Consider the following 22,284-nt stretch of genomic DNA (forward strand, 5'->3'; position numbering starts at 1 on the left):
ACAAAAAGATAGGTGATAATATGACATTAGGATTTTCCCTATTCATCGTCGGCTGGGTAATCATAATGATCGGACTCATGGGTATCGGTGGATTCTTCATGTTCCGCAAATTTTTGAAACGGATGCCTAAAGAAGACGGCAAATCCACCATCGACTGGGAAGAGTATTATATTGAACATACGAAACACATGTGGAGTGAGGACCAGAAAGTCTTCCTCGAGGAACTGACCTCCCCTGTCCCCGAGTTGTTCCGCGATGTTGCCCAGCAGCGGATTGCAGGGGAAATCGGAAGACTCGCCTTGAACAGACGACTTCGCCACATGACTCAGGATACCATTATCGAAGGTTACATCAGAGCTACTCCGAAGCGGGACCATAAATTTCTTATCAGAAAGCTCGAGGAGAAGAAAATCGATATGTCCCCTTACGAGAATCTTCTGGAAACATAACGAAAGCACCGCTGCTACAGCGGTGCTTTCGTCGTTTCCATCTCTTTTTCGAGTTTCACGTATTTGTATAGCATTGCCAGTCGCCATGAGATAATCATGCCGAAAGCGAGAACGAAGAACATTCCGCTCGTTTCCCCGAAAGAAATCGTCTGACCGATGATGAGTTTAAATGTGATTCTCAGGAGGAGTAGCCCTGCCAGGACACCAATGAATAACTTGGACGGTTTCAAGTAGATACTACCGCCTTTCACTTCGAAATTTGATGTCACGATCAGAAATACAGAAAATACTATTCCTACGGCAAGCGCTTCGAGTACCTGAGAGAAACTTATCCGAAATATAGGGAAAATGAACATGAAAGCTCCGGTACTCATGAACAACGGAGGCACTATGATTTTCTTTACGCTTGCAGGGCGTTCAGAGGCTTTCTTTCTTACAAAAATCATTACAGTAGCCATCATGGCGCCTACAAAAGTAGAACCGACTAATAGAAACGTATTCATAGATTATCTCCTTACTGTGAAACTTCTTCCCGGTCTTCAGCTATGGATAAGATGATCGTCATCGTCACACCAATGACCGTGAAATAAACACCAAGATCGAAGAGAAGCGCCGTAGCAAGTTCTGTACGTCCAAGAATCGGTAACTGGAAGTACGCAAACGTCTGACTCAGGAACGGCTCATTGAAGAGAAAAGAACCGAAGCCTGTTCCAAGAGCGATGATCAGTCCCAGTTTGAATAAGAAACGGAAGTTGACAGGCAGTGAATTCCGTGTAGCTGACTGCCCGTAAGCCATATTCAACAGTACGATAGCCGCTGAAGTCATCAATCCCCCAATAAACCCGCCTCCTGGTGCATTGTGACCGGCAAAAAACAAGTACAAAGAAAATCCCAGCAGTATAAATGCAATGATCGACGTCATTGTTTTCAGTATCAAATCATTCGTATTTCCGTTCATCAAATCCCTGCCTTCATCATGTATGTAGTCTGCACCTTACATTCTAACAAAAAAAGAAGAAGAAAACGACTCTTAATCCCTGCGCCGCTGAAGAACCCTAGCACGTGCATGTTTGCTTAGAGCACCGGCAGGTCATTCGGCAACACCTAACTTTGCAGGACGGATCAGTGCAAAAAAGTCTCCTTTTCAGTGACACCGCCACAAAAGGAGACTTCATACATTCATTATTTACAATCATGGGATGGAAATTATTTATCCATCTGGTTGTTCATCTGCTTCATCATCTGATTGATCTTCTTCTGCGATGGCTTCTGTCCCATCTGCATCATAAGCGTGCGCAGCATCTGTTCGTTAATAGGAGGGTTCTTTTTCAAATAGTTCATCATATATTTTCTTGCGATGAAGAATCCTAGTGCCGCTCCACCGATAAGCGCGACGAGCGCGATCAGAATAATCCATATGATTCCAAGTTCCATAGTCTGTTTCCCCTTTCGTATTATATCCCATAACAGTATAGTAAATTGGGCCGGGGATTACAATAGGTCACTTCAAGACAAAGCGTGATGTTTCTTTCTCGAAATGATCCATCCGTAATGCATTCCTTCTTCAGAAACGACGAAAAAGGGTTTTGCCATAGCTTTCAGTAAGGGAAAAACGGTTCGTTCTGCTTCCGATAAACTATTGCACCCCACACACCAATACTGCTTTTCTACTGCCATTATATCATACCAGTCGTTTTCAACTGAAACGAGAAACTCGGTATGCGGCCAGGGGTTTGCTCTACCTTTTCCGATCGCAAGCAGTCCGGCAGGTATGTTACGGGTTATGTAATCCATTTGTCGCTTCAATAAAGGATTACCGGGGTCTGCACGCCATTCTCTGAAAAAACGGCGCAGCATGTCTCCCCTGTAGTAATACCTCTCCAGCACTTCCTCTGTCATACAAAAAATATACAACTTCATACTCGCCGCCTCCTTTGTTTTATTGTAAAAAACAAAAGGAGAGGAATATGTCGTTTTCTGAATGGAAAGTTCCTACATCTCTGTCGAAACTTTTGCAATAAACAAGAACTCCGAGGCTCACCCGGAGTTCTTGAGGTAACAGGTTACTTCACAAAACTTTCGACTTGTTCCACTACATTATCGACGGTGAATCCATAATTTTCGATGACCGTGTTTCCTGGAGCAGAAGCGCCGAAGCGGTCGATGCCGATCACTTTTCCGTCGAGACCGACGTAGCGATCCCAACCGAAGGAAGAGGCCATCTCAATAGCTACGCGATTACGTACACTGTTTGGTAGCACTTCTTCTTTGTAACCGTCATTCTGCGCCTCAAAACGGTCGAAGGAAGCGATGCTTACGACTCGCGCGTCCACATTCTTCTTCTTCAGTTCTTCTTTGGCTGCCATAGCGAGCTGAACTTCAGACCCGGAAGCGAGAAGAATCGTATCCGGTGTGTCTTTGTCAGAGTCGCTTAGTACGTAAGCTCCTTTTTTCACACCTTCATACGCTTTCTCTTTCGTTCCTTCAAGCGTAGGTAGCCCCTGACGCGTAAGCACAAGTGCTGTCGGTTGAGACGTGGATTCAAGAGCAAGCCTCCACGCAGCGCTCGATTCGTTCCCATCTGCCGGGCGAATGACGGAAAGGTTCGGAATAGCGCGCAGTGCAGCTAAGTGTTCCACCGGCTCGTGGGTAGGTCCGTCTTCGCCTACCGCAATCGAATCATGGGTGAACACGTAGTTCACAGGCAGGTTCTGAATAGCTGATAGACGCAAGGAAGGTCTTAGATAGTCACTGAATACGAAGAATGTCCCTCCGTACACTTTCAGGCCTCCATGAAGAGCCATACCGTTCAGAGCAGCTGCCATCGCATGCTCTCTGACACCGAACCAGACATTGCGTCCAGCGTAGTTGTCTTTGGAGAAATCGTCTTCTCCTTTGACTGTCGTCTTGTTGGAGCCGGCGAGGTCGGCACTTCCTCCGAAGAAATAAGGGATCTTCTCGGAAAGAGCGTTGATTGCTTCCCCGGAAGTGGCGCGTGTAGCCGCTTTATCGCTCGATGTGTCATACACAGGAAGCTCTTTCTCCCACCCGTCAGGAAGTTCGCCGTTGATGGCTTTCTCCAACTCTTCAGCGAGTTCAGGGTTAGAGCTCTTATAATCTTCAAACTGCTTGTTCCACTCTGATTCTTTTTCTTCTCCGCGCTTTTGAATCTTTTCTTCAAAGTCGCTGTAAACTTCGTCCGGTACATGGAATGGCTCATGTTCCCAGCCGTAGTATTCTTTCGTCTTCTGAGCTTCCTCTTCTCCGAGGGGAGCACCATGAGAATCGGATTTTCCGGATTTGGTAGGTGCACCGTATCCGATAACCGTCTTCACCTCGATCATTGTCGGCTGCTCAGTGTTGTCTTTCGCCTTCTTGATTGCATCTGCAATGGCTGTTGTGTCGTTCCCATCTTCGACACGTAGAACCTGCCAGCCATACGCCTCATAACGTTGTTCTACACTTTCACTGAACGCGCGGTTCAGATCTCCATCGAGGGAAATGTCGTTGGAATCATAAAGAGCGATGAGCTTTCCTAGCCCCAGATGTCCCGCGAGAGAAGCGGATTCCTGGGAAACCCCCTCCATAAGATCCCCATCACTACAGATTACGTACGTATAGTGATCGACGATATTGTGCTGATCTGTATTATACTTGCTGGAAAGATGAGCTTCTGCCATAGCCATACCTGTAGCCATGGAAATACCCTGTCCCAGTGGACCTGTAGTAGCTTCCACTCCGTCTGTATGTCCTACTTCCGGGTGTCCCGGTGTCTTCGAATCCCACTGACGGAAATTCTTCAGATCATCGATTGTCACGTTATAACCCGCTAAATGCAACAGGCTATACTGCAACATGGAACCATGTCCTGCGGAAAGTACAAAGCGGTCTCTGTTGAACCAATTCGAATGTTTCGGATTGTGATTCATGAATTCTGTCCATAGAGTATAAGCCATCGGAGCCGTCCCCATCGGCATTCCAGGGTGTCCGGAATTCGCTTTTTCGACTGCATCGATCGTGAGCGTTCTAATCGTATCGATAGATTGCTGTTCAATATTTTTTGTCAATGTCATTCCCCTTTCTGGTGCGGAATATGTAACAAGTACAATCCTATAATGAAATCCGTTTCATCGCAAGTTAGTAAAGCGTTTTCAACGAAAAAACCTGCGGAAATACGCAGGTTTTTTAATGTTTCTTCTCATTTTCTTGCATACGTTTCACTTTATCCGGAGTGACATCTTTGCCGTTCGGATCGACGACGGTCATTCCTTTCAAGTGGTTTTTGAATGATTTACGAACGTTTTGCAAATATTCCTGTCTCAACTCCTGCTGTTCACTTGCTTCTTCAGACGTGAGACCTTCTTCTTTCTTTTTGTTGGCCAGTACATTTATACGGTCCAGTTTATCTTGGGATAACACGTTTCCATCACCTCTTCTTTCATCCTGGTGCTAGGACAGATTCTTCATATATGTTAACGTGTGTCATTCTCATTTTCAACTAATTGATACTCCTGATATCTCCGGTGGACGGTCGCTTTTGACACATCATACCCGAGGCCCCTCAGGGTAGCAGCTATCTCCTGGAACGTAAGTTTTTTATGTTTCAGGCGTACGACTTCTTCGATCGGAAATTCTTTTCTTTCCCGTCCCTTCGCCTGGTCGATATTCTTGAGGTTTTCTGCGGGGTTATATCCTTCCGCTACAGCTTTTCTCATTCCTCTGCGTATCTTCATATTATGGAGATGGCGTTGATATTCTTCGACAATCCCTACAATTTGAAGCACCATGGAGTCCGACTCCGATACTTCAAGCTCTCCTTCCGTCGAAACGGTATAAATCGAGACCCCTAGCTTTCTTAAATGATGTAGCAGAGCGATCTTCGTGTTCCCACGCCCGAGTCTCGTTTCATCCTGTATGAGCAACGTGTCCGCTTCTTCAGAAGAAAAGTGTTCCAGAACTTTAAGTATACCTTCTCTCTCGATGGAATAGCCGCTAGCTTTCTCTTCAATACGATCTATGATTTCCATTCCCCGCGCCTTCGCCAGCACGTCCAGTTCCTGTTTCTGTCTCTGTATCGATGATTCCTGCGCTTCTTTTTCTGTACTTACCCTTGCATACAACACAGCTTTCATCCCATCACCTCTTTCACTTGGATGATGATACAGGATTTAAAAGCTCGAGACCATAGAAATATAGAGAAAAACAAGGCTCAATACAAATAGAATCAAGTGCGTTACGTCTTGTTTCGACAATTTCTGAAACATGGAATCCCTCCGTGTAAGAACTTTTGTTCCTTAGAACTAATGTTCGTGTATACGTATCATTATATACGAACTATTGTTCTTGTCAACCCTTTATTCGAACGCGTGTTTGCACTTTCCCACCTGGCGTGCTACAATGTATGCAATAAATCTTATGTACAAGGTGTGAGAATATGACCAACCTATCAAAAAGACAGCAGGAAATATTAGATTTCATTAAACAAGAGGTAGTAGACAAGGGATACCCGCCTTCCGTAAGGGAAATCGGCAAATATGTAGGTCTTGCTTCGAGCTCTACGGTACACGGGCATTTGGCCAGGCTCGAAAAGAAAGGATTTATTAGAAGAGACCCTACGAAGCCCCGCGCGATCGAAGTGATAGAATTGGAGAAAGAATCCAGCATCCCGAAAAGCGAAGCTACGTTCGCCCCTGTTATAGGTAAAGTAACAGCAGGTACCCCTATTACAGCAGTAGAGAACATCGAGGAATACTTGCCGGTCCCTGACACCATAAGCAGTACGGAGGAAGACACATTCATCCTTGTCGTCCAGGGACAGAGTATGATCGAAGCAGGTATTCTGGACGGGGACAAGGTCATCGTCCGTAAACAGAATACGGCTCAAAACGGAGATATCGTGGTAGGTATGACGGACGAAGGAGAAGCGACAGTAAAGCGTTTCTTCAAAGAAGCGGATCATGTCCGCCTTCAACCGGAGAACGTTACGATGGAACCTATCCTTTTGGATGACGTCACGATTCTTGGTAAGGTTGTCGGTCTTTTCCGTTCCGTTCATTAAAATAATAATCGCCGCGCCCTTCTATGGGCACGGCGATTATTATTTTATATAGCACGTGAAATCAAAAAAGCACCGACACGATTCGTGTCGGTGCTTCTTCTTATTAATATGTTTGCAGGTATTGTTCTCTCTCCCAAGGGTGTACTTGGGTACGGAACATATCCCACTCGATTTCTTTCGCTTCGATGAAGTGCTCATACAGGTGTTCCCCAAGAGCATCTACCATAATCTTGTCTTTTTTCAGTTCCTGAAGCGCATCATATAGAGTTGCAGGAAGATCTTTGACTCCTGCCTCTTCACGCTCCTCTTTGTCCATAACATAAATGTTACGGTCTACAGGTTGTGGAACGCTTAGCTTATTCTCTACGCCGTCCAGACCTGCAGCAAGAAGCGTCGCCATACCAAGGTAAGGGTTCGCCGCAGGGTCTACACTACGCACTTCAATACGTGTACTTACACCACGGGATGTAGGAACGCGGATAAGTGGACTTCTGTTCTGAGCAGACCATGCTACGTAACAAGGTGCTTCATACCCAGGAACCAGACGCTTATAGGAGTTTACTGTAGGGTTCGTTACAGCAGTGAACGCCATTGCGTGCTTAAGAATTCCGGCTGTGAACTGATAAGCCACTTCAGAAAGCTGTTCTTCTCCGTTTTCGTCGAAGAAAGCATTTCCGTCTTCCGTGAACAGGGACATGTTCGCATGCATACCGGAACCGTTCACACCGAACAGTGGTTTAGGCATGAATGTCGCATGCAGGCCGTGTTTACGGGCGATCGTTTTTACAACCAGTTTGAATGTTTGGATATCGTCACAGTGCTTCACTGCATCTGAGTATTTGAAATCGATCTCGTGCTGACCTGGAGCCACTTCGTGGTGGGAAGCTTCAATTTCAAAGCCCATCTCTTCAAGTTCAAGTACGATGTCACGACGGCAGTTCTCACCAAGGTCCGTCGGAGCAAGGTCGAAATATCCACCCTTATCGTTAAGTTCAAGGGTCGGCTCCATCTTCTCATCAAGTTTGAACAGGAAGAATTCAGGCTCTGTACCAAGGTTGAACGCAGAGAATCCGAGCTCTTCCATCTTCTTCAGGTTACGCTTCAGGTTATAGCGTGGGCAGCCTTCGAATGGGGTGCCATCCGGGTTATAAATATCGCAAATGAAACGTGCCACTTTCCCTTTTTCAGACGTCCAAGGTAGTACAAGGAACGAATCATAATCAGGAACTAAGTACATGTCAGACTCTTCGATACGTACGAAGCCTTCGATGGAAGACCCATCAAACATCATTACTCCGTCTAACGCTTTATCTAGCTGACTGAATGGAATCTCTACGTTCTTGATGACTCCAAGCATATCAGTAAATTGTAGTCGGATGAATTTTACGTTTTCTTCCTCGATCTTTTTGTAAATTTCTTCTCTAGTTAATCCCATGAATGTGCCTCCTGTAGATTTTTAGTGAAAGAACCTTGATAGTTCTCCCTGCCTAAGTCCAAATTTTCCTTTTCCGGCTTCGTGCATAATTTCATTACGAAGCATCTTTCGCAACTCTTTCTCGGAGAGCTGGCGGTGCACCTCTTCGATTTCTTCCGGCTTGTAGGCCGGCTGCTCCTTGTCCTTCTGCAAATCGAACACCTGTTTGATCCCGGCGAGATTCACGCCTTTTTCTATGAGAGACTTAATCTCAAGAAGACGATCCACATCGTTGAAGGAAAAAAGACGTTGATTTCCCCTGGAGCGAGCAGGAGTTACCAATTCATGCTGCTCATAGTAACGAATTTGCCGAGGAGTGAGATCGGTCAGAGATTGAACGATCCCCATTGGAAATAGCGGCATCGAGCGTCTAATATCATCACTCACTGTTGCCACCTCCTCTAAAAATTCTTACTATTATTATAATTCAAAACAGATAATTGTCAAGGCATGTTAGAAAAGTTTACACAAAAATAAGAGTCAACCGAAGTCGACTCTTATTCCTGGATAGCCTGAACGGCCCTTTGCACAGCAATTTTGACGTGTTCATATGTCAGCCCACCCTGAACAAAAGCCATGTAAGGTGGGCGCACCGGACCGTCCGCTGTCAATTCGAGACTCGCCCCCTGCACAAACGTTCCTGCAGCCATAATCACTTCCGACTCGTACCCCGGAAGCGGACTCGGTTCGGGTCGAACGAAAGCATTGACCGGGGAGGCTGCCTGGATTTGACGGCAGAACTCCACCATCTGTTCGGCTTCATCAAAATAAACGGCCTGGATCAAGTCTGTCCGTTTTTCATCGAATGATGGTTTGGACGTGAACCCTTCTTCTTCTAAGTATTTCGCAGTAAACAGCGCACCCTTCAAAGCTTCCCCTACCATATGAGGAGCAAGGAAAACCCCTTGATACATTTCCTGCAGGACAGATAAACTTGCCCCGATCCCCTTACCAAGCCCAGGAGCCGTCAGTCGATGTGCGCATTTATCTATCAAATCCTTACGCCCCGCTATGTACCCACCTGTTCGTACAATCCCTCCACCAGGATTTTTGATCAGAGACCCGGCGATGAGATCCGCTCCGACTTCCGTAGGTTCTTGTGTCTCTACAAACTCTCCGTAGCAATTATCTACGAAGACGATGACATCCTCCCGGACTTTTCTCACTTCAGCAATCATGCCCTCGATTTCATCTATGGTAAAAGAAGGACGATCTGCATACCCTTTGGAACGCTGGATAGCTACCATTTTCGTTTCGGGGGTGATGACTTCGGAGAAGCGATTCGAATCAACACTCCCCTCGACAAGAGGCATGGACTCATAGGATATTCCATAATCATATAAAGACCCGTTATCTTCTCCATCAGATGAAGCAATCACTTCTTCTAACGTATCATATGGGTCCCCGGTAATATAGACGAGTTTGTCCCCTGGACGGAGGATACCGAAAAAAGCCGTTGAAATAGCATGGGTTCCGGAAACGAATTGAGGCCGGACGAGGGCATCTTCTCCGCGGAAAATTTCTGCATAGACACGCTCAAGAGTCTCTCTGCCTTCATCGTCATACCCGTAACCTGTTTCAGAATGGAAATGACGGTCAGAAACACGCATCTCCTGAAAGGCATTTAAAACTTTCTCCTGGTTGGCAAGAACGACCTTCTCTATATTTTCTTTGTATGTTCGTAATTGTTCTTCGATGTTTGCTTCTTTATTCATCACGCGACTCCTTTGGTATAACTTTATTTCTTAATGGATGTTCGGGATCAACATATCCACGAACAACATAACTATCTTTTTCTTCCATATATTCTCTTACTTCTATAAGCGTGTTCAATTCAAGTGTTTTGAGGAATTTTCCCTCCACCGCACTCACGTACGTATGATAAGGCTCCCAGACATCACGTAAGACGTTTTCGATAGCCGACAAAACGTCCCCGGTCCCCGATTCCTTGAGAAACGATGTATTTACGGATGGCTGCTCCATTGGAGTAAATGGTCCGGACACTTTATCCTGTTTGTTATACACGGTCAGCCTCGGTATGCCCTCAGCCTCAAGTTCTTCCAATAAAGAAAGGACCGTTTTCTCATGATTCTCATGATCCGGATGAGAAGCATCGACGACATGCAATATGAAATCCGCTTCCGTCACTTCTTCAAGCGTTGAACGGAAAGCGGCAATAAGCGTGGTAGGTAAATGCTGGATGAACCCTACGGTGTCCGAAATCAAAACTTGCAAGCCTGACGGTAACCTGGTTTGCCTGGTCAATGGATCCAGTGTAGCGAATAGCTGATTTTCCTGAAGAGCTTTTGCTGTAGTGATTTTATTAAAGAATGTCGTTTTTCCTGCATTCGTATACCCGACAATCGCTACCTGGAACGCTTTATTTTCTTTTCTCCGCTCCCTGTACTGATTCCTGTGCTCCACTACCTGTTGAAGCCGTCTTTTGATATCATTGATCCTTCGTCGTATATGCCGCCGATCGGTCTCGAGCTTCGTTTCCCCGGGCCCGCGTGTTCCGATTCCACCGCCGAGACGTGACATCTCAGCACCCTGACCAGCTAGTCGAGGGAGCAAATATTGAAGCTGAGCGAGTTCGACTTGCAACTTCCCTTCTTTCGTTTTCGCTCTATAAGCAAAAATATCAAGAATCAGTTGACTTCGGTCGATAACCCTTACTTCCAATTTATTTGTAATGTTACGAAGTTGCGTCGGAGAGAGCTCATCATTGATCACGACGAGGTCCAACTCCTCCTGATCGATCAACTCTTTCGCTTCCACAAGTTTCCCGGTCCCTACGTAATGCCCCGCATGAGGCTTTTCAAGTTGCTGGGTGAGAACATGCTTCACTTCTCCCCCTGCTGTATCCGTCAGTGCCTTTAATTCATCCAGGGAATAACGGAACCTTTCCTTATGAAAAGGGTCTACCATGGCTAATATAAGTACTTTTTCTCTTTCCAAAAGCTGCTTCCTCCTTCATACAAGCTAATACATCATCTTTTTCAATCGTCATCAGATGCTCTTTATCTGTATAATCATAGGCGATCATACGAAGAGACTGCTTACGAACGATTTCTTCGACAAGGTTTCTCGAGTATCTCGCATTAGCCCTGTCGGCGTTCCCTTCCTCTAATAGCTCTTTAATAACGACCGAGGCACCTTTACTCAAATAGTAATCCCTTTCTTTGAGCATTTGCACAATAATAGAGAAGAGTTCTTCCGAGCTGTAGTCTTCGAATATCAAATAATAAGGGAAACGCGAAGAAAGCCCGGGGTTCATCTTCATAAACATACGCATCTCCCTAGGATAACCAGCCAGAATGATTACTAAGCGATCCCGGTAATCTTCCATACCTTTCACGAGTGTATCAACCGCTTCTTTTCCGAAATCATTGTCTCCTCCACGGGCAAGAGCGTATGCTTCATCAATGAATAAGACACCATCGACAGCTTCTTCGATCTTCTCGCGGGTCTTCTTGGCGGTTTGACCTACATATTCGCCGACAAGCCGAGAACGGTCGACTTCTACCAAGTGTCCTTTACTTAGAATATCGGTCTCTCTCATGATTTCTCCGAGGAGTCTTGCAACAGTCGTTTTCCCGGTGCCGGGATTCCCCTCGAATATCATATGCTTTGACTGAGCCTGAGACTTCAACCCTTTCAACCGCCGCTTTTTAGCTACCAGTTCCTGGGCATAAATCTCTTTCAGCTCTTCTTTTACTTTATTCAAACCGATAATGGATCGAAATCTTTGATCGATAGAAGGAAATGTAGGCTTCTCCACATAAGAGATTGCCGTTTTCCTGTTCAAGGTAACGTTGATGGATCCATTCGTGTTACGTACTGAAACCATGCGCACCCCTCCTCATTATCTCATAATACGGGCAAAGAAGAAAAAGTGTGCATGAAACAAAGAAAATTGGACGCTCATAAAGCGCCCAATTTCAGCTTGCTGCCGTATTTTAATCTTCTATAGATACGTTCTTGGTTGGAGCGAAAGTTGATATAGCATGCTTGAAGATGAGTTGCTGCTTCCCTTCAGTTTCTACGAGAACCGTGAAATTATCAAATGCTTTAACAGTCCCTTTCAACTGGAAACCGTTCAATAGAAAAAGGGTGACCGGTATTCTGTCCTTACGCAACTGATTTAAATAAGTATCCTGGATATTAACTGTTTGAGCCATCGATTGATCCTCCTCTATTCTATCTCTCTACAATAGTACTACTTCTCCTTATTATGAAGAAATCCTTCTAAATCTGATAAAATCTTCACTTTTTTTTCTGAAAAAGTTTCTTCCGTAACCTCGTACCAGTCTACCGGTAGTTTATTTTTGAAATACGTATACTGACGCTTCGCATATCTGCGGGAGTTTCTCTTTAGTGTCTCCAACACCTCTTCAAAACTTGCCCCTCCTTCCAGGTAAGGAATGATTTCTTTATAGCCGATCGCCTGCATGGCTTGAGATTGAGGACCGTTTCTTTCCAGCAAACTTCTCACTTCTTCAACCAACCCTGACGTGACCATAGAATTGACTCTTTGGTCAATTCTGTTATACAACAATTTTCTGTTCATTTCCAACCCTATAATTTTGAAATTGTAAGAAGACTCCCTCCCTCCATTGTGCTGTTCTGTTTTTGTGCTTCCGGTCGTTTCATAAATTTCAAGAGCCCTGATGACTCTCTTCGTATTATTAGGGTGGATTCTTTTCGCTTCCGCCGGATCGACAGTCTCCAAGTATTGATGAAGAGCATTTTTCCCTTCATTTTCAAGTTTCTCCTCAAGTCGCCTTACTACATCCATGTCTCGCGGATTTTGGGAGAATGAATAATCGAATAAAAGGGACTGTATGTACATTCCTGTTCCTCCGACGACTACAGGCAGTTTCCCTCGTGAAGTGATATCGGCGATCAATTCCCGCGCTCTTTCCTGGAATTCCGCTGCAGAGAAACCCTCTTTCGGATCTTTGATATCAATCATATGGTGAGGGATTCCTTTTTTCTCCTCTTCTGTCACTTTGGCCGTCCCGATATCCATCCCGGTGTATATCTGCATGGAATCGCCACTGATCACTTCCCCGTCAAATACTTCACAAACCTCTACCCCTAACTTCGACTTCCCCACCGCTGTCGGTCCAACGATGGATACTACTTTCGGCTTCATCCTGGCCCCTCCTTCTCTCACCACCATTATACACATGTTTCACACTAAACTACATAGGTATCGGATTTGGTTATAAAAGACTAACGCATATCGATACAATTAAGTAACGTATTCCGTTATACATTAGTAACGTAACCCGATACATTTTATAAAATAATTCGTTAGTTTCTCTTTCTAAATCCGTTATTTTTTAGTATCATAGGGATAGAGGTGATGACATGTTAGACGAGAGGATCAAACAATTACGAAAAGAAAACAAATATACGCAGCAGGGTCTGGCTGATGAAATCGAAGTTACTTCCCAAGTAGTTTCCAATTGGGAACGCGCTTATACATTCCCTGATGTGAACGATCTCCGAAAATTGGCTGCTGCTCTACATACAACTTCTGATTATCTATTAGGGCTTTCCGATACGTCAATTGACGAATTCTCTAAAATCAATCATCATGTGAAACAGTTGAACTTATCCCCTCCGCTTTTTCTGAAATATGAAGAGATTGTCAAATTGGAACCCGCAAACATCCAGCAACTTGAAAATTATTTTCAATTTCTCCTTCAGCAGCAACAAACGTAGCTATCATTTAAATCTATGATCAAAAAAAAGCAGACTGCATGCAGTCTGCTTAATTCATAACTCTTTTGAACATTTTTTCTATATCGTACTGAGAGAAAAATATTAGAATCGGTCTTCCATGAGGACAAGTGAAAGGATCTTCCGATGTAGCAAGATCTTCAAGCAGAACTTCCATATCATTCATCGTCAAGTGGTGATTCGCCTTAATAGAACCTTTACAGGACATTAGTGCGGCTGCATCGTCTCTCAATTCTTCAAGATCCACTTTGTTCTGTTGCTCTAACTGCTCTACAATTTCCTCAATAACCTCCCCTTCATATCCCTTAGGAAACCAACGTGGGTGCGAACGGATAATATACGTATTCGTCCCGAATGATTCAAAAAATAAACCTACCTGTTCCAATATACCCTGATTTTCCTCTATTTTCATCGATGTTTTCGCAGGGAACGTGAACGTCAAAGGGACAAGCAGTTCCTGCACTTCATTTTCGGGGCTCCCGATCTTCTGCTTGAACTGCTCATACTTGATCCTTTCCTGCGCCGCATGCTGATCCACCATATACATCCCATCTTCATTCTGAGCAATGATGTATGTTCCGTGCAGTTGTCCTACAGGATAAAGTGTCGGTACTCTTCTCTTTATCTCCTTATCATCAACCTTGGGCGTGTCTTGAAAACCCTCATTTTCAGGTTCTTCCCCGGAAAGCGGAAGTTCTTCCATATGATCCAGCACTTCCGTCTGGTTATTTCTATACGCTTCCTTTTCAGGGTAGGATTTTTGCGATTCCGGTTCTTTTGCAGGTCGTTCGAAAATAAGAGAAGTTTGCTCATTCCATGGTTTCTTTTTAGATGGTTGCTCAGTGGCTGCCTTCGGAATAAGTGTCTCTGAACGAAAAGCATCACGAATCGTTTCCTGTATCAGATCGAACAGTTCCTGCTCTTTGCTGAACCGGACTTCCAGTTTTGCAGGGTGGACGTTCACGTCGACCAGCACAGGATCCATATCAATATTAATCACTACGACAGGATATTTGCCGATTGGTAAAAGCGTATCATAACCTTTCAAAATAGCCTGAGTCAATTTTGAATTTCGTATAAATCTTCCGTTTACAATGAGTGACATATACTGCCGGGAGGCTCTGGTGACTTCAGGTTTTGCTATATATGCTTCCAGGCGAAAGTCTTTGTTCTCCGAAGATATTTTCTTCATGACTTTTGCCACCTGATTCCCGTAAATTTGCGCAATGACCTGCAGCTGGTCCCCTCTTCCACTCGATTGGAAAATAGTTTTACCCTGATGGTCGAGCTGAATTTTTACAGAAGGATGGGCCAAAGCCATTCGATTCACTACATCTGTGACATGGCCTAGTTCTGTGTGGATCGTTTTCATATATTTCAACCTGGCAGGTGTATTGAAAAATAACTCTTCCACTTTGATTTCCGTTCCTTGTCTGGCATCACTGATTGTCTGTTCTTTCACCACCCCACCTTCCATATACAGACTGGTGCCAGAAGTTTCACCAGTAGACGTTTGTACTGTGAGTTTACTTACAGCCGCAATACTTGCCAGTGCTTCTCCACGGAAGCCTAGCGTCCTTACGTGGAATAAGTCATGTTCATTCTGGATTTTAGAAGTAGCATGTCGATCGAATGCCTTCTCTGCATCCTGTTTCTCCATCCCTTTTCCGTTATCCGTCATCCGTATCAATTCAAGACCGGCTTCCTTCAGCTCGATCTTTATCGATGAGCTCCCTGCGTCCATACTGTTCTCCATCAATTCCTTGACGACAGAAGCTGGACGTTCGACTACTTCCCCAGCCGCGATTTTGTTTGCTAACGCATCAGGCATGACGTGAATCGAACTCATACAAACAGACCTCCTAACGTTTCACTAATTTCTGTAATCTATATAATTCATTCATCGCTTCGATAGGCGTCATCTCCATAAGTTCCATCTGACCTAATTCTTCTTCGATAGGTGAAGAGGCTTTTCGTTCCACGCTTGGCTCTTTTAATTGCTCAGGTTCAAATAGTGACAGCTGTCCGCTGAGATCCTCTGCATCATTATTCTCGAATTCATCCAATAAAAGCTGAGCGCGTTTGATGACTCCTTGAGGTAATTCAGCCAACTCAGCGACATGGATACCGTAACTTTTATCCGCGGCCCCCTCTTTCACCTGGTGGAGGAAAACAACTTTGCCATCGACTTCCTCCGCCCTTACGTGAACGTTCTTGAGGGTAGGCAGCTCTCTTTCTAATGCAGTCAATTCATGATAATGGGTGGAAAATAGTGTTTTGGCTTTGATATTCGCATGAATATACTCGACGATCGACTGAGCGAGCGCCATACCATCATAAGTGCTTGTTCCCCTGCCGATTTCATCAAACAGGATCAAACTGCGATTCGTGGCATGCTGTATGGCATGATTCGCTTCCAGCATTTCGACCATGAAAGTACTCTGTCCAGATATAAGATCATCAGCAGCACCGATTCTGGTGAAGATCTGATCGAAAATAGGCAGTGTAGCTTCGTCACATGGAACGAAACAACCTATTTGAGCCATGATAGAAGTCAATGCCAGCTGTCTCATGTACGTACTTTTTCCTGACATGTTAGGTCCTGTAATCAGAAAAATATTCGTGTTCTGATCCATGATTATATCGTTCGGCACGAATTCATCCTGCATCACCTGCTCTACTACCGGATGTCTTCCACTCTTGAGACGGACGATTCGTTCAGTGGAAAATCCCGGCTGTTCATACCCGTTTTTTTCAGCTATAAAGCTGAATCCCTGTAATACGTCCAATTCACTGATATCTTTAGCCAATTGTTGAAGTTTGTTTACATAACTTTTTACCTGTTCCCTTATTTCCAGGAACAATTCATATTCCAGGTCGATACTCTTTTCTTCTGCTTCTAGAATCGTCGTTTCTTTTTCTTTTAATTCAGGGGTGATGAACCGCTCCGCATTTGTAAGGGTCTGTTTTCTTTCATACCTTTCCGGTACGTGGGTAAGGTTGGCTCGGGTTACTTCGATAAAATAGCCGAACACTTTATTGTACTTGATTTTCAGCGACTTGATTCCAGTGCTTTCCTTTTCTTTCTGCTCTAATTCAGCGATCCATTTCTTCCCGTTCGTCTGGGCATTTCTATATTCATCAAGTACGTCGGAATATCCATCTTTAATGATATTCCCTTCTTTTATAGAAACTCTTGCGTCCTCATGAATGCCCGCATCCAGTAGCTGTTCCAGCTCCTCCAGTGGATCTATTCGTTGAACAAACGTTTGAATAACTGGTTCTTCGAAGTGGGACAGCAGGGATAGAATAGATGGAATCTTTTGGAGCGAAGCTTTCAGTTGAATCATGTCTTTGGCATTGATATTCCCGAATGCCACCCTGCCAGCCAGACGCTCAAGGTCATAAACGGAAGTCAGGTCATCCCTGAATTCATCTCTATATAGAAAATTATTCAAAAATCCTTGCACAATAGACTGACGGTTCAAAATCGCATCTTCCTGAAGAAGAGGACGATCAATCCATTTTTTAAGCAGTCTTGCTCCCATAGCCGTTACGGTTGCATCGATCACAGAAAGCAGGCTCCCCTTTTTGCCTTTTTTCATGAGGGTCTCCGTAAGCTCCAGATTTTTCTTGGAGAACATATCCAGTTTCATATATTCATTGAGTTCAATGACCTGAACCGGTTGTAAATGATCCATCGCCCTCTTCTGAGTTCGTTTAATATAATGAAAGAGCCTGCCGAACACAAAAACGAGGTCCTGAGGCATATCCTTGATCAAGTAACTTTCTTCACGAGATATACCGGTCTCGCCTTCAAAAGATACCGTGCAATTAAGCCGTTCTTCAATTTCGGTCTGCTTTTCCTTTGCCAGTTCTTCACATACAACAATCTCTTTCACCGGACGATGGTAAAGTTCGCTGATGACAGAGTGGAAATCCCTTCCTACATAGGCCGCGCTTGTCTCTCCTGTTGTAAGGTCCGCGTAGCTGACTGCGTACGATGCATCATTAAGCTGTGAGATCGAAGCCAGAAAGTTGTTCTCTTTTTCATCCAGCATCGAACCTTCCATAACAGTTCCGGGCGTGATCAACTGAACAACTTCTCTTTTTACGACTCCCTTCGCCTGTTTCGGATCTTCCACCTGTTCACAAACGGCAATTTTATACCCTTTAGCCACCAGCTGCCTGATATAACTTTCTGAGGAATGATAAGGGACCCCGCACATCGGAATCCTTTCTCCTCCCCCGTCTCTTCCGGTAAGGGTGATTTCAAGTTCTTTTGCGGCCTGCAATGCGTCTTCGAAGAACATCTCATAAAAGTCGCCGAGCCTGAAAAACAGGAAAGCATCTTTATGTTCTGCTTTTATCTTTAAATATTGTTGCATCATTGGTGTATATGTAGCCATATCTCTTCCTCCAACACGTTCTCTTTTTTCGCATTCATTATAGCACAGTTGATTCGACTAATAAAAAATCCCTTCTTGGAAACCAAGAAGGGATAAGGTTAATCGTGATGCCTATCTTCTCTGTAGAAGTCATGATCATCCTTCGATATTTTAACGGATAATTTCGTTTCACCGATGACATTAACCAGAAATTCTTTCTCCACTTCCACCTCGATCTTATTCCCTTTCTGGTGGATGTGACAGCCCAGGCAGTTCGGTTGCTGAATGACCTTCACGATGACTTCCAAATCGTCACTGATACACGTGTCATCTTTCTCTTTCAATTCAATGTCCTCTTCGTAATGCACACGTTCTGTGATAACCTCTGTTTTTGTGTTGTCATTAAATGAATACCAGATATTCACTTCGTAACTACCGGATATTTCTACATGGTCCTTCTTCTTTTTCGCTTTATAAACATGATTGATGACCCAACATCCCAGAATGCTGTCCGGTTTGTTTCTTGCTTCGACAGTGTGTTTCGATTCGATATACTCTTTTCCTTTTCCACATACGGCTTTGGTTACGATTTCTCTGAATTCTCCATCAAAATATTTCATTCCGCTTCCCTCCTTGTTCTACCACCTATGCTATGCAGTATCTGGGCAGATGTTACAAACGAGGTTGGATGTTGGGGATATGTTTTTATTAATTTCGGAGTTACTACTAAGTATGAAAAAGAATACATTCATGGTGCGTTGTGTTGCCATATAAAAAAGCCCTCTTAAAAGAGGACTTTTCCATTAACAGCTACTATTCGCTTCTTTGGATCCGGTTTCTCCACTTAAAATGTTTCCACCCGTGGATTTGATCACTTCGTTCGTCACTTCCCTTGAAATTGTGCGGGAAATCATCTGAAGCAAGTCGTTTACGATGACTTGAGAGTGTTTGAATTCTGCTACCACCGGAATCTCATCAAGTTCATCTTGCAGACGGTCGATTTCTTTCTCCACTTTCTCCAGCGCTTCGGTTTTTCCGTAGGCCTGGAAGTTGACAGCCTGTTTCTGCAGTGCTTTGATTTTTTTGATATATAGTTGGACCTTATCGTTTTCGTTCAGCTTCGCTTCCAATTGTTTGAAGCGGTCGATTTCTTCAATGTCCGCAATCATTTTCGCTAAATCCTTCGCTTCATCCAGTACTTGTTCTCTTGTATACTCTGCCATTATTCTTTCACCCCTGTTGTTGTCTCTACCATTTCCCCGTCGAGAGACCATGTTTTTGCTTTAGTTATTTTGACCGGAACAATTTGTCCGATTGCCGAGTCAGGCCCTACAAAATTCACAAGCTTATTTCGCTTCGTATATCCGGCCAGAACCTCTGAATTGTTCTTACTTTCTCCTTCGACAAGAACGTGAACGACTTCTCCTTCATATTTCTCCATCGTCTCTTTGGATTGTTTATTAATGAGAGCATTCAGTCGCTGTAAACGATCTTTCTTCTCCTCCATGGAGACTTTGTCTCGCATCTTAGCAGCAGGTGTATTCTCTCTAGGGGAGAATATGAACGTATAAGCTGCTTCAAACCCTACTTCCTCTACGAGCGAAAGAGTCTCCTGGAACTGTTTTTCCGTTTCATTCGGAAACCCTACGATAATATCAGTAGTAAGGGTGGCATTCGGCATCGCTTGCCGGATTTTACGGACAAGTTCGAGATAATCTTCCCGGGAATACTTCCTCCCCATAATCTTCAGAACATCACTGCTTCCTGATTGTACGGGCAGGTGGATATGGTCAAGCATATTCCCGCCTTTTGCCAGAACTTCTATCAAGCGATCATCAAAATCCCTCGGATGAGACGTTGTGAAACGCACACGCGGAATATCTATTTTGTGAAGATCATCCATGAGATCTCCAAGACCATAGTCAAGATCAAGGTCCTTCCCGTACGCATTCACATTCTGACCGAGGAGTGTAACCTCTTGATACCCTTGGGCGGCTAAGTGACGCACTTCCTGGATGATATCTTCCGGAAGACGACTCCTCTCTTTCCCGCGGGTATAGGGAACAATACAGTATGTGCAGAACTTATCACAGCCATACATGACATTGACCCACGCTTTGATTTTCCCTTTTCTGGAACGAGGAAGGTTTTCAATGATGTCCCCTTCTTTGGACCAGACATCGACGACCATTTCTTTACTGAACATAGCTTCTTTCAGAAGTTCAGGTACTTTATGGATGTTATGGGTACCGAAAATCATATCGATGAATGGGTGTTTTTTCAATATTCTATTGACGACGGCCTCTTCCTGAGCCATACAACCACATACACCCAGGATGAGATCCGGATTCTCTCGCTTCAATGATTTCAAGTGGCCAATTTCGCCGAACACTTTGTTCTCAGCGTTTTCACGGATCGCACAGGTGTTCAGAAGAATGATGTCCGCTTCTGCCGCTTCTTTTGTCGATTCGTAACCCATCGCTTCAAATATGCCTGCCATCACTTCTGTATCGTGCTCGTTCATCTGACAGCCATAGGTGCGAATGAGATATTTGCGATCTTCGCCTACTCCCTGCATTTCTTCAGGAATGTTAAAGTCATAATGTACATCTACGTCCTGCTTTCGACGTCTCTGAGCATCCCGCATATTCGGGGGCTGGTATGTCGTTTCAAAATATTTCATGAAGTCTTCGGAGCTTTTATCTTTGATTCGTTCAAGGTTGCTTTCAGGATCCTTTTCACGTACCTGATCCATTTCTTTTCTCTGTTGCTCGTTCATTGCTATCCCCTTTCAACCGTACAAGGTAACTATACAATTATATCAGGTTTTTTGCTGAATTATAAGTAACTATTTGTATCGTACTAAAGATTTCCTGAAAAATAAACGGTAAAATCCTGTCGCTCGGTTTTATTAAAAAAGTGCTTCCCCTGTAAGGAGAAGCACCTATCTCATCTCGGTTCCACAATTAGTTTAATAGCTGTTCGTTCATCCTCATCAATCATAATATCCGTAAATGCAGGAATGCATATTAGATCCATCCCACTGGGAGCTACAAAACCCCTGGCAATCGCAACCGCTTTCACAGCCTGGTTCAAAGCACCAGCTCCGATAGCCTGGATCTCAGCAGTCCCTCTTTCACGCACCACGTTCGCTAATGCACCGGCTACAGAGTTTGGTACGGATTTGGCTGAAACTTTTAAAACATCCATTACTAGCTCCTCCTTCATTTACTAGTCTTCATACATTACTGTATTCCCTGGGATGACAAGTTATTCTCTTTTCATTATGAAGGAAGTTTTTACAAAATTCAAACTTTAGCTAAAAAATGGATGATCTTCATTGATGAGGATACGCTTGATTTTTTTCGCTTTTCCAGTCTTCTCATCAATATCTGCCAACACTCCGCTCAATTGCGTGCGACCGTCTTTCGGAACTTCGAATCGTACAGGGAGCTGAGTGAGAAATCTCTTCATAACCGCCTCTCTTTCCATGCCAAGAATGCCATCATAAGGACCGGTCATTCCTACATCTGAAATATATGCCGTACCATTCGGTAAAATGCGCTCATCTGCGGTCTGTACATGGGTATGAGTACCGACATTCACGCTAACTCTTCCGTCGACGTACCAGCCCATGGCTTGCTTCTCACTGGTAGCTTCTGCGTGAAAATCCAGAAAAATGATATTTGTCCGCTTTTTCGCTTCCTTGATCAGTTCGTCGATTTTTCTGAAGGGGTCATCCAGGGGGGCCATGAACGTTCGTGCCTGCAAATTGATGACCGCCACTTCCGCGTGAGGAGTTTTCACGAAAGCCAACCCTTTTCCTGGTGTACCTTCAGGCATATTTGCAGGACGCACCAGGTGATCAGCATCATCTATGAATTCAAAAATCTCCTTTTTGTCCCACGCATGATTTCCTAGCGTTACAGCCTGGGCTCCTTTCTCAAGAAACCGGCGATAAATCTTTTCTGTGATCCCTTTGCCGGAAGCTGCGTTTTCCCCGTTTACAACCGTCATCGTCGGCTGGTATTTCTGTTTCAATTTGGGTAAATATGTATCAACCATTTCTCGTCCCGGAGATCCTACGACATCTCCAATGAATAATATTCTCATGATAAGCATTCTTCCCTTCTTAAGTATGTACATAAAGAAAAGCGGCTCCCG

At 44.3% G+C, this 22,284-nt stretch carries 24 protein-coding genes; 3 read left to right on the forward strand and 21 right to left on the reverse strand.

Annotated elements, in window-relative coordinates:
* Window positions 1-20: 20 nt before the first annotated feature.
* On the forward strand, window positions 21-449 hold the full coding sequence (locus BLQ44_RS02030) for a DUF2621 family protein (RefSeq protein WP_093191448.1): 429 nt from the start codon (window positions 21-23) through the stop codon (window positions 447-449).
* A 14-nt stretch (window positions 450-463) separates the two neighbouring features.
* Here the strand turns inward: BLQ44_RS02030 and BLQ44_RS02035 are convergent, their stop codons facing one another.
* From BLQ44_RS02035 to BLQ44_RS02065, 7 genes are all read right to left on the reverse strand, one after another.
* Window positions 464-952 carry a CcdC family protein gene (locus BLQ44_RS02035; protein WP_093191451.1) on the reverse strand — a complete coding sequence of 163 codons (489 nt, stop codon included), beginning with the start codon at window positions 950-952 and terminating at the stop codon, window positions 464-466.
* Window positions 953-963: 11 nt separating this feature from the next.
* The gene (locus BLQ44_RS02040) at window positions 964-1,407 is read right to left on the reverse strand and encodes a Na(+)/H(+) antiporter subunit B (protein ID WP_093191453.1); all 444 of its coding nucleotides are present in this window, start codon (window positions 1,405-1,407) and stop codon (window positions 964-966) included.
* A gap of 248 nt (window positions 1,408-1,655) precedes the next feature.
* Complete coding sequence (locus tag BLQ44_RS02045) at window positions 1,656-1,883, reverse strand: YneF family protein (protein WP_093191456.1); 228 nt, start codon at window positions 1,881-1,883, stop codon at window positions 1,656-1,658.
* A gap of 72 nt (window positions 1,884-1,955) precedes the next feature.
* On the reverse strand, window positions 1,956-2,369 hold the full coding sequence (gene sirA, locus BLQ44_RS02050; RefSeq protein WP_093191459.1) for a sporulation inhibitor of replication protein SirA: 414 nt from the start codon (window positions 2,367-2,369) through the stop codon (window positions 1,956-1,958).
* Window positions 2,370-2,512: 143 nt separating this feature from the next.
* Entirely contained in the window at window positions 2,513-4,516 is a 2,004-nt protein-coding gene (tkt, locus tag BLQ44_RS02055; RefSeq protein WP_093191461.1) for a transketolase, read from the reverse strand.
* A gap of 118 nt (window positions 4,517-4,634) precedes the next feature.
* Window positions 4,635-4,868, reverse strand: coding sequence for a DUF896 domain-containing protein (locus BLQ44_RS02060; RefSeq protein WP_093191464.1), 234 nt, complete (start codon window positions 4,866-4,868; stop codon window positions 4,635-4,637).
* A 53-nt stretch (window positions 4,869-4,921) separates the two neighbouring features.
* Window positions 4,922-5,581, reverse strand: coding sequence for a YneB family resolvase-like protein (locus tag BLQ44_RS02065; protein WP_093191467.1), 660 nt, complete (start codon window positions 5,579-5,581; stop codon window positions 4,922-4,924).
* A 302-nt stretch (window positions 5,582-5,883) separates the two neighbouring features.
* On the opposite strand from BLQ44_RS02065, the gene lexA reads away from it, so the two are divergent.
* Window positions 5,884-6,507: a transcriptional repressor LexA gene (gene lexA / locus BLQ44_RS02070; protein WP_093191470.1), complete on the forward strand. Its 624-nt coding sequence runs from the start codon at window positions 5,884-5,886 to the stop codon at window positions 6,505-6,507.
* Between the two features lie 103 nt (window positions 6,508-6,610).
* Here lexA and glnA read toward each other — a convergent pair whose 3' ends face one another.
* The 7 genes from glnA to miaA all read right to left on the reverse strand — a co-directional run bounded on the left by glnA (window position 6,611) and on the right by miaA (window position 13,139).
* On the reverse strand, window positions 6,611-7,942 hold the full coding sequence (glnA, locus tag BLQ44_RS02075) for a type I glutamate--ammonia ligase (protein ID WP_093191472.1): 1,332 nt from the start codon (window positions 7,940-7,942) through the stop codon (window positions 6,611-6,613).
* A 21-nt stretch (window positions 7,943-7,963) separates the two neighbouring features.
* Window positions 7,964-8,368 carry a MerR family transcriptional regulator gene (locus tag BLQ44_RS02080; RefSeq protein ID WP_093191474.1) on the reverse strand — a complete coding sequence of 135 codons (405 nt, stop codon included), beginning with the start codon at window positions 8,366-8,368 and terminating at the stop codon, window positions 7,964-7,966.
* A gap of 110 nt (window positions 8,369-8,478) precedes the next feature.
* Window positions 8,479-9,696, reverse strand: coding sequence for a methionine gamma-lyase family protein (locus BLQ44_RS02085; RefSeq protein WP_093191477.1), 1,218 nt, complete (start codon window positions 9,694-9,696; stop codon window positions 8,479-8,481).
* On the reverse strand, window positions 9,689-10,939 hold the full coding sequence (hflX, locus tag BLQ44_RS02090; protein ID WP_093191479.1) for a GTPase HflX: 1,251 nt from the start codon (window positions 10,937-10,939) through the stop codon (window positions 9,689-9,691). The genes BLQ44_RS02085 and hflX overlap by 8 nt, the downstream gene beginning before the upstream one ends.
* Entirely contained in the window at window positions 10,890-11,831 is a 942-nt protein-coding gene (locus BLQ44_RS02095; RefSeq protein WP_245688080.1) for an AAA family ATPase, read from the reverse strand. The genes hflX and BLQ44_RS02095 overlap by 50 nt, the downstream gene beginning before the upstream one ends.
* A gap of 109 nt (window positions 11,832-11,940) precedes the next feature.
* Window positions 11,941-12,162: an RNA chaperone Hfq gene (hfq, locus tag BLQ44_RS02100; protein ID WP_093191485.1), complete on the reverse strand. Its 222-nt coding sequence runs from the start codon at window positions 12,160-12,162 to the stop codon at window positions 11,941-11,943.
* A 38-nt stretch (window positions 12,163-12,200) separates the two neighbouring features.
* Window positions 12,201-13,139: a tRNA (adenosine(37)-N6)-dimethylallyltransferase MiaA gene (miaA, locus tag BLQ44_RS02105; RefSeq protein ID WP_093191489.1), complete on the reverse strand. Its 939-nt coding sequence runs from the start codon at window positions 13,137-13,139 to the stop codon at window positions 12,201-12,203.
* A 218-nt stretch (window positions 13,140-13,357) separates the two neighbouring features.
* Here miaA and BLQ44_RS02110 point away from each other — a divergent pair, with 218 nt between their 5' ends.
* Window positions 13,358-13,714 (forward strand): helix-turn-helix domain-containing protein, encoded by a 357-nt coding sequence (locus tag BLQ44_RS02110; RefSeq protein WP_093191493.1) that lies wholly within the window; start codon window positions 13,358-13,360, stop codon window positions 13,712-13,714.
* 49 nt (window positions 13,715-13,763) lie between these two features.
* On the opposite strand, the gene mutL is transcribed toward BLQ44_RS02110, so the two are convergent.
* The 7 genes from mutL to BLQ44_RS02145 all read right to left on the reverse strand — a co-directional run bounded on the left by mutL (window position 13,764) and on the right by BLQ44_RS02145 (window position 22,233).
* Window positions 13,764-15,581 (reverse strand): DNA mismatch repair endonuclease MutL, encoded by a 1,818-nt coding sequence (gene mutL, locus BLQ44_RS02115; protein ID WP_093191496.1) that lies wholly within the window; start codon window positions 15,579-15,581, stop codon window positions 13,764-13,766.
* 13 nt (window positions 15,582-15,594) lie between these two features.
* Window positions 15,595-18,141, reverse strand: coding sequence for a DNA mismatch repair protein MutS (gene mutS, locus BLQ44_RS02120; RefSeq protein WP_093191499.1), 2,547 nt, complete (start codon window positions 18,139-18,141; stop codon window positions 15,595-15,597).
* A 98-nt stretch (window positions 18,142-18,239) separates the two neighbouring features.
* Window positions 18,240-18,740 (reverse strand): outer spore coat protein CotE, encoded by a 501-nt coding sequence (gene cotE, locus BLQ44_RS02125; RefSeq protein WP_093191502.1) that lies wholly within the window; start codon window positions 18,738-18,740, stop codon window positions 18,240-18,242.
* Window positions 18,741-18,923: 183 nt separating this feature from the next.
* Window positions 18,924-19,343 (reverse strand): RicAFT regulatory complex protein RicA family protein, encoded by a 420-nt coding sequence (locus BLQ44_RS02130; RefSeq protein WP_093191505.1) that lies wholly within the window; start codon window positions 19,341-19,343, stop codon window positions 18,924-18,926.
* Entirely contained in the window at window positions 19,343-20,899 is a 1,557-nt protein-coding gene (miaB, locus tag BLQ44_RS02135) for a tRNA (N6-isopentenyl adenosine(37)-C2)-methylthiotransferase MiaB (protein WP_093191509.1), read from the reverse strand. The genes BLQ44_RS02130 and miaB overlap by 1 nt, the downstream gene beginning before the upstream one ends.
* Window positions 20,900-21,069: 170 nt before the next feature.
* Entirely contained in the window at window positions 21,070-21,330 is a 261-nt protein-coding gene (locus tag BLQ44_RS02140; protein ID WP_093191512.1) for a stage V sporulation protein S, read from the reverse strand.
* Between the two features lie 105 nt (window positions 21,331-21,435).
* A complete protein-coding gene (locus tag BLQ44_RS02145; RefSeq protein WP_093192016.1) occupies window positions 21,436-22,233 on the reverse strand; it encodes a TIGR00282 family metallophosphoesterase in 798 nt (265 codons plus the stop codon).
* Between the last annotated feature and the right edge of the window lie 51 nt (window positions 22,234-22,284).

The sequence above is a fragment of the Salimicrobium halophilum genome, assembly GCF_900100295.1.
Taxonomy (GTDB): domain Bacteria; phylum Bacillota; class Bacilli; order Bacillales; family Halobacillaceae; genus Salimicrobium; species Salimicrobium halophilum.

What these genes read in the sequence shown, in the direction of transcription:
- BLQ44_RS02030 (WP_093191448.1), top strand. Translation starts at nt 21, where the DNA reads ATGACATTAGGATTTTCCCTATTCATCGTCGGCTGGGTAATCATAATG.
- BLQ44_RS02145 (WP_093192016.1), bottom strand. Translation starts at nt 22,233, where the DNA reads ATGAGAATATTATTCATTGGAGATGTCGTAGGATCTCCGGGACGAGAA.
- BLQ44_RS02040 (WP_093191453.1), bottom strand. Translation starts at nt 1,407, where the DNA reads ATGAACGGAAATACGAATGATTTGATACTGAAAACAATGACGTCGATC.
- glnA (WP_093191472.1), bottom strand. Translation starts at nt 7,942, where the DNA reads ATGGGATTAACTAGAGAAGAAATTTACAAAAAGATCGAGGAAGAAAAC.
- BLQ44_RS02110 (WP_093191493.1), top strand. Translation starts at nt 13,358, where the DNA reads ATGTTAGACGAGAGGATCAAACAATTACGAAAAGAAAACAAATATACG.
- cotE (WP_093191502.1), bottom strand. Translation starts at nt 18,740, where the DNA reads ATGAAATATTTTGATGGAGAATTCAGAGAAATCGTAACCAAAGCCGTA.
- BLQ44_RS02095 (WP_245688080.1), bottom strand. Translation starts at nt 11,831, where the DNA reads ATGGTTTCAGTACGTAACACGAATGGATCCATCAACGTTACCTTGAAC.
- lexA (WP_093191470.1), top strand. Translation starts at nt 5,884, where the DNA reads ATGACCAACCTATCAAAAAGACAGCAGGAAATATTAGATTTCATTAAA.
- mutL (WP_093191496.1), bottom strand. Translation starts at nt 15,581, where the DNA reads ATGAGTTCGATTCACGTCATGCCTGATGCGTTAGCAAACAAAATCGCG.
- miaB (WP_093191509.1), bottom strand. Translation starts at nt 20,899, where the DNA reads ATGAACGAGCAACAGAGAAAAGAAATGGATCAGGTACGTGAAAAGGAT.
- miaA (WP_093191489.1), bottom strand. Translation starts at nt 13,139, where the DNA reads ATGAAGCCGAAAGTAGTATCCATCGTTGGACCGACAGCGGTGGGGAAG.
- BLQ44_RS02045 (WP_093191456.1), bottom strand. Translation starts at nt 1,883, where the DNA reads ATGGAACTTGGAATCATATGGATTATTCTGATCGCGCTCGTCGCGCTT.
- BLQ44_RS02035 (WP_093191451.1), bottom strand. Translation starts at nt 952, where the DNA reads ATGAATACGTTTCTATTAGTCGGTTCTACTTTTGTAGGCGCCATGATG.
- hfq (WP_093191485.1), bottom strand. Translation starts at nt 12,162, where the DNA reads ATGGCTCAAACAGTTAATATCCAGGATACTTATTTAAATCAGTTGCGT.
- mutS (WP_093191499.1), bottom strand. Translation starts at nt 18,141, where the DNA reads ATGGCTACATATACACCAATGATGCAACAATATTTAAAGATAAAAGCA.
- BLQ44_RS02130 (WP_093191505.1), bottom strand. Translation starts at nt 19,343, where the DNA reads ATGGCAGAGTATACAAGAGAACAAGTACTGGATGAAGCGAAGGATTTA.
- sirA (WP_093191459.1), bottom strand. Translation starts at nt 2,369, where the DNA reads ATGAAGTTGTATATTTTTTGTATGACAGAGGAAGTGCTGGAGAGGTAT.
- BLQ44_RS02085 (WP_093191477.1), bottom strand. Translation starts at nt 9,696, where the DNA reads ATGAATAAAGAAGCAAACATCGAAGAACAATTACGAACATACAAAGAA.
- BLQ44_RS02140 (WP_093191512.1), bottom strand. Translation starts at nt 21,330, where the DNA reads ATGGATGTTTTAAAAGTTTCAGCCAAATCCGTACCAAACTCTGTAGCC.
- BLQ44_RS02065 (WP_093191467.1), bottom strand. Translation starts at nt 5,581, where the DNA reads ATGAAAGCTGTGTTGTATGCAAGGGTAAGTACAGAAAAAGAAGCGCAG.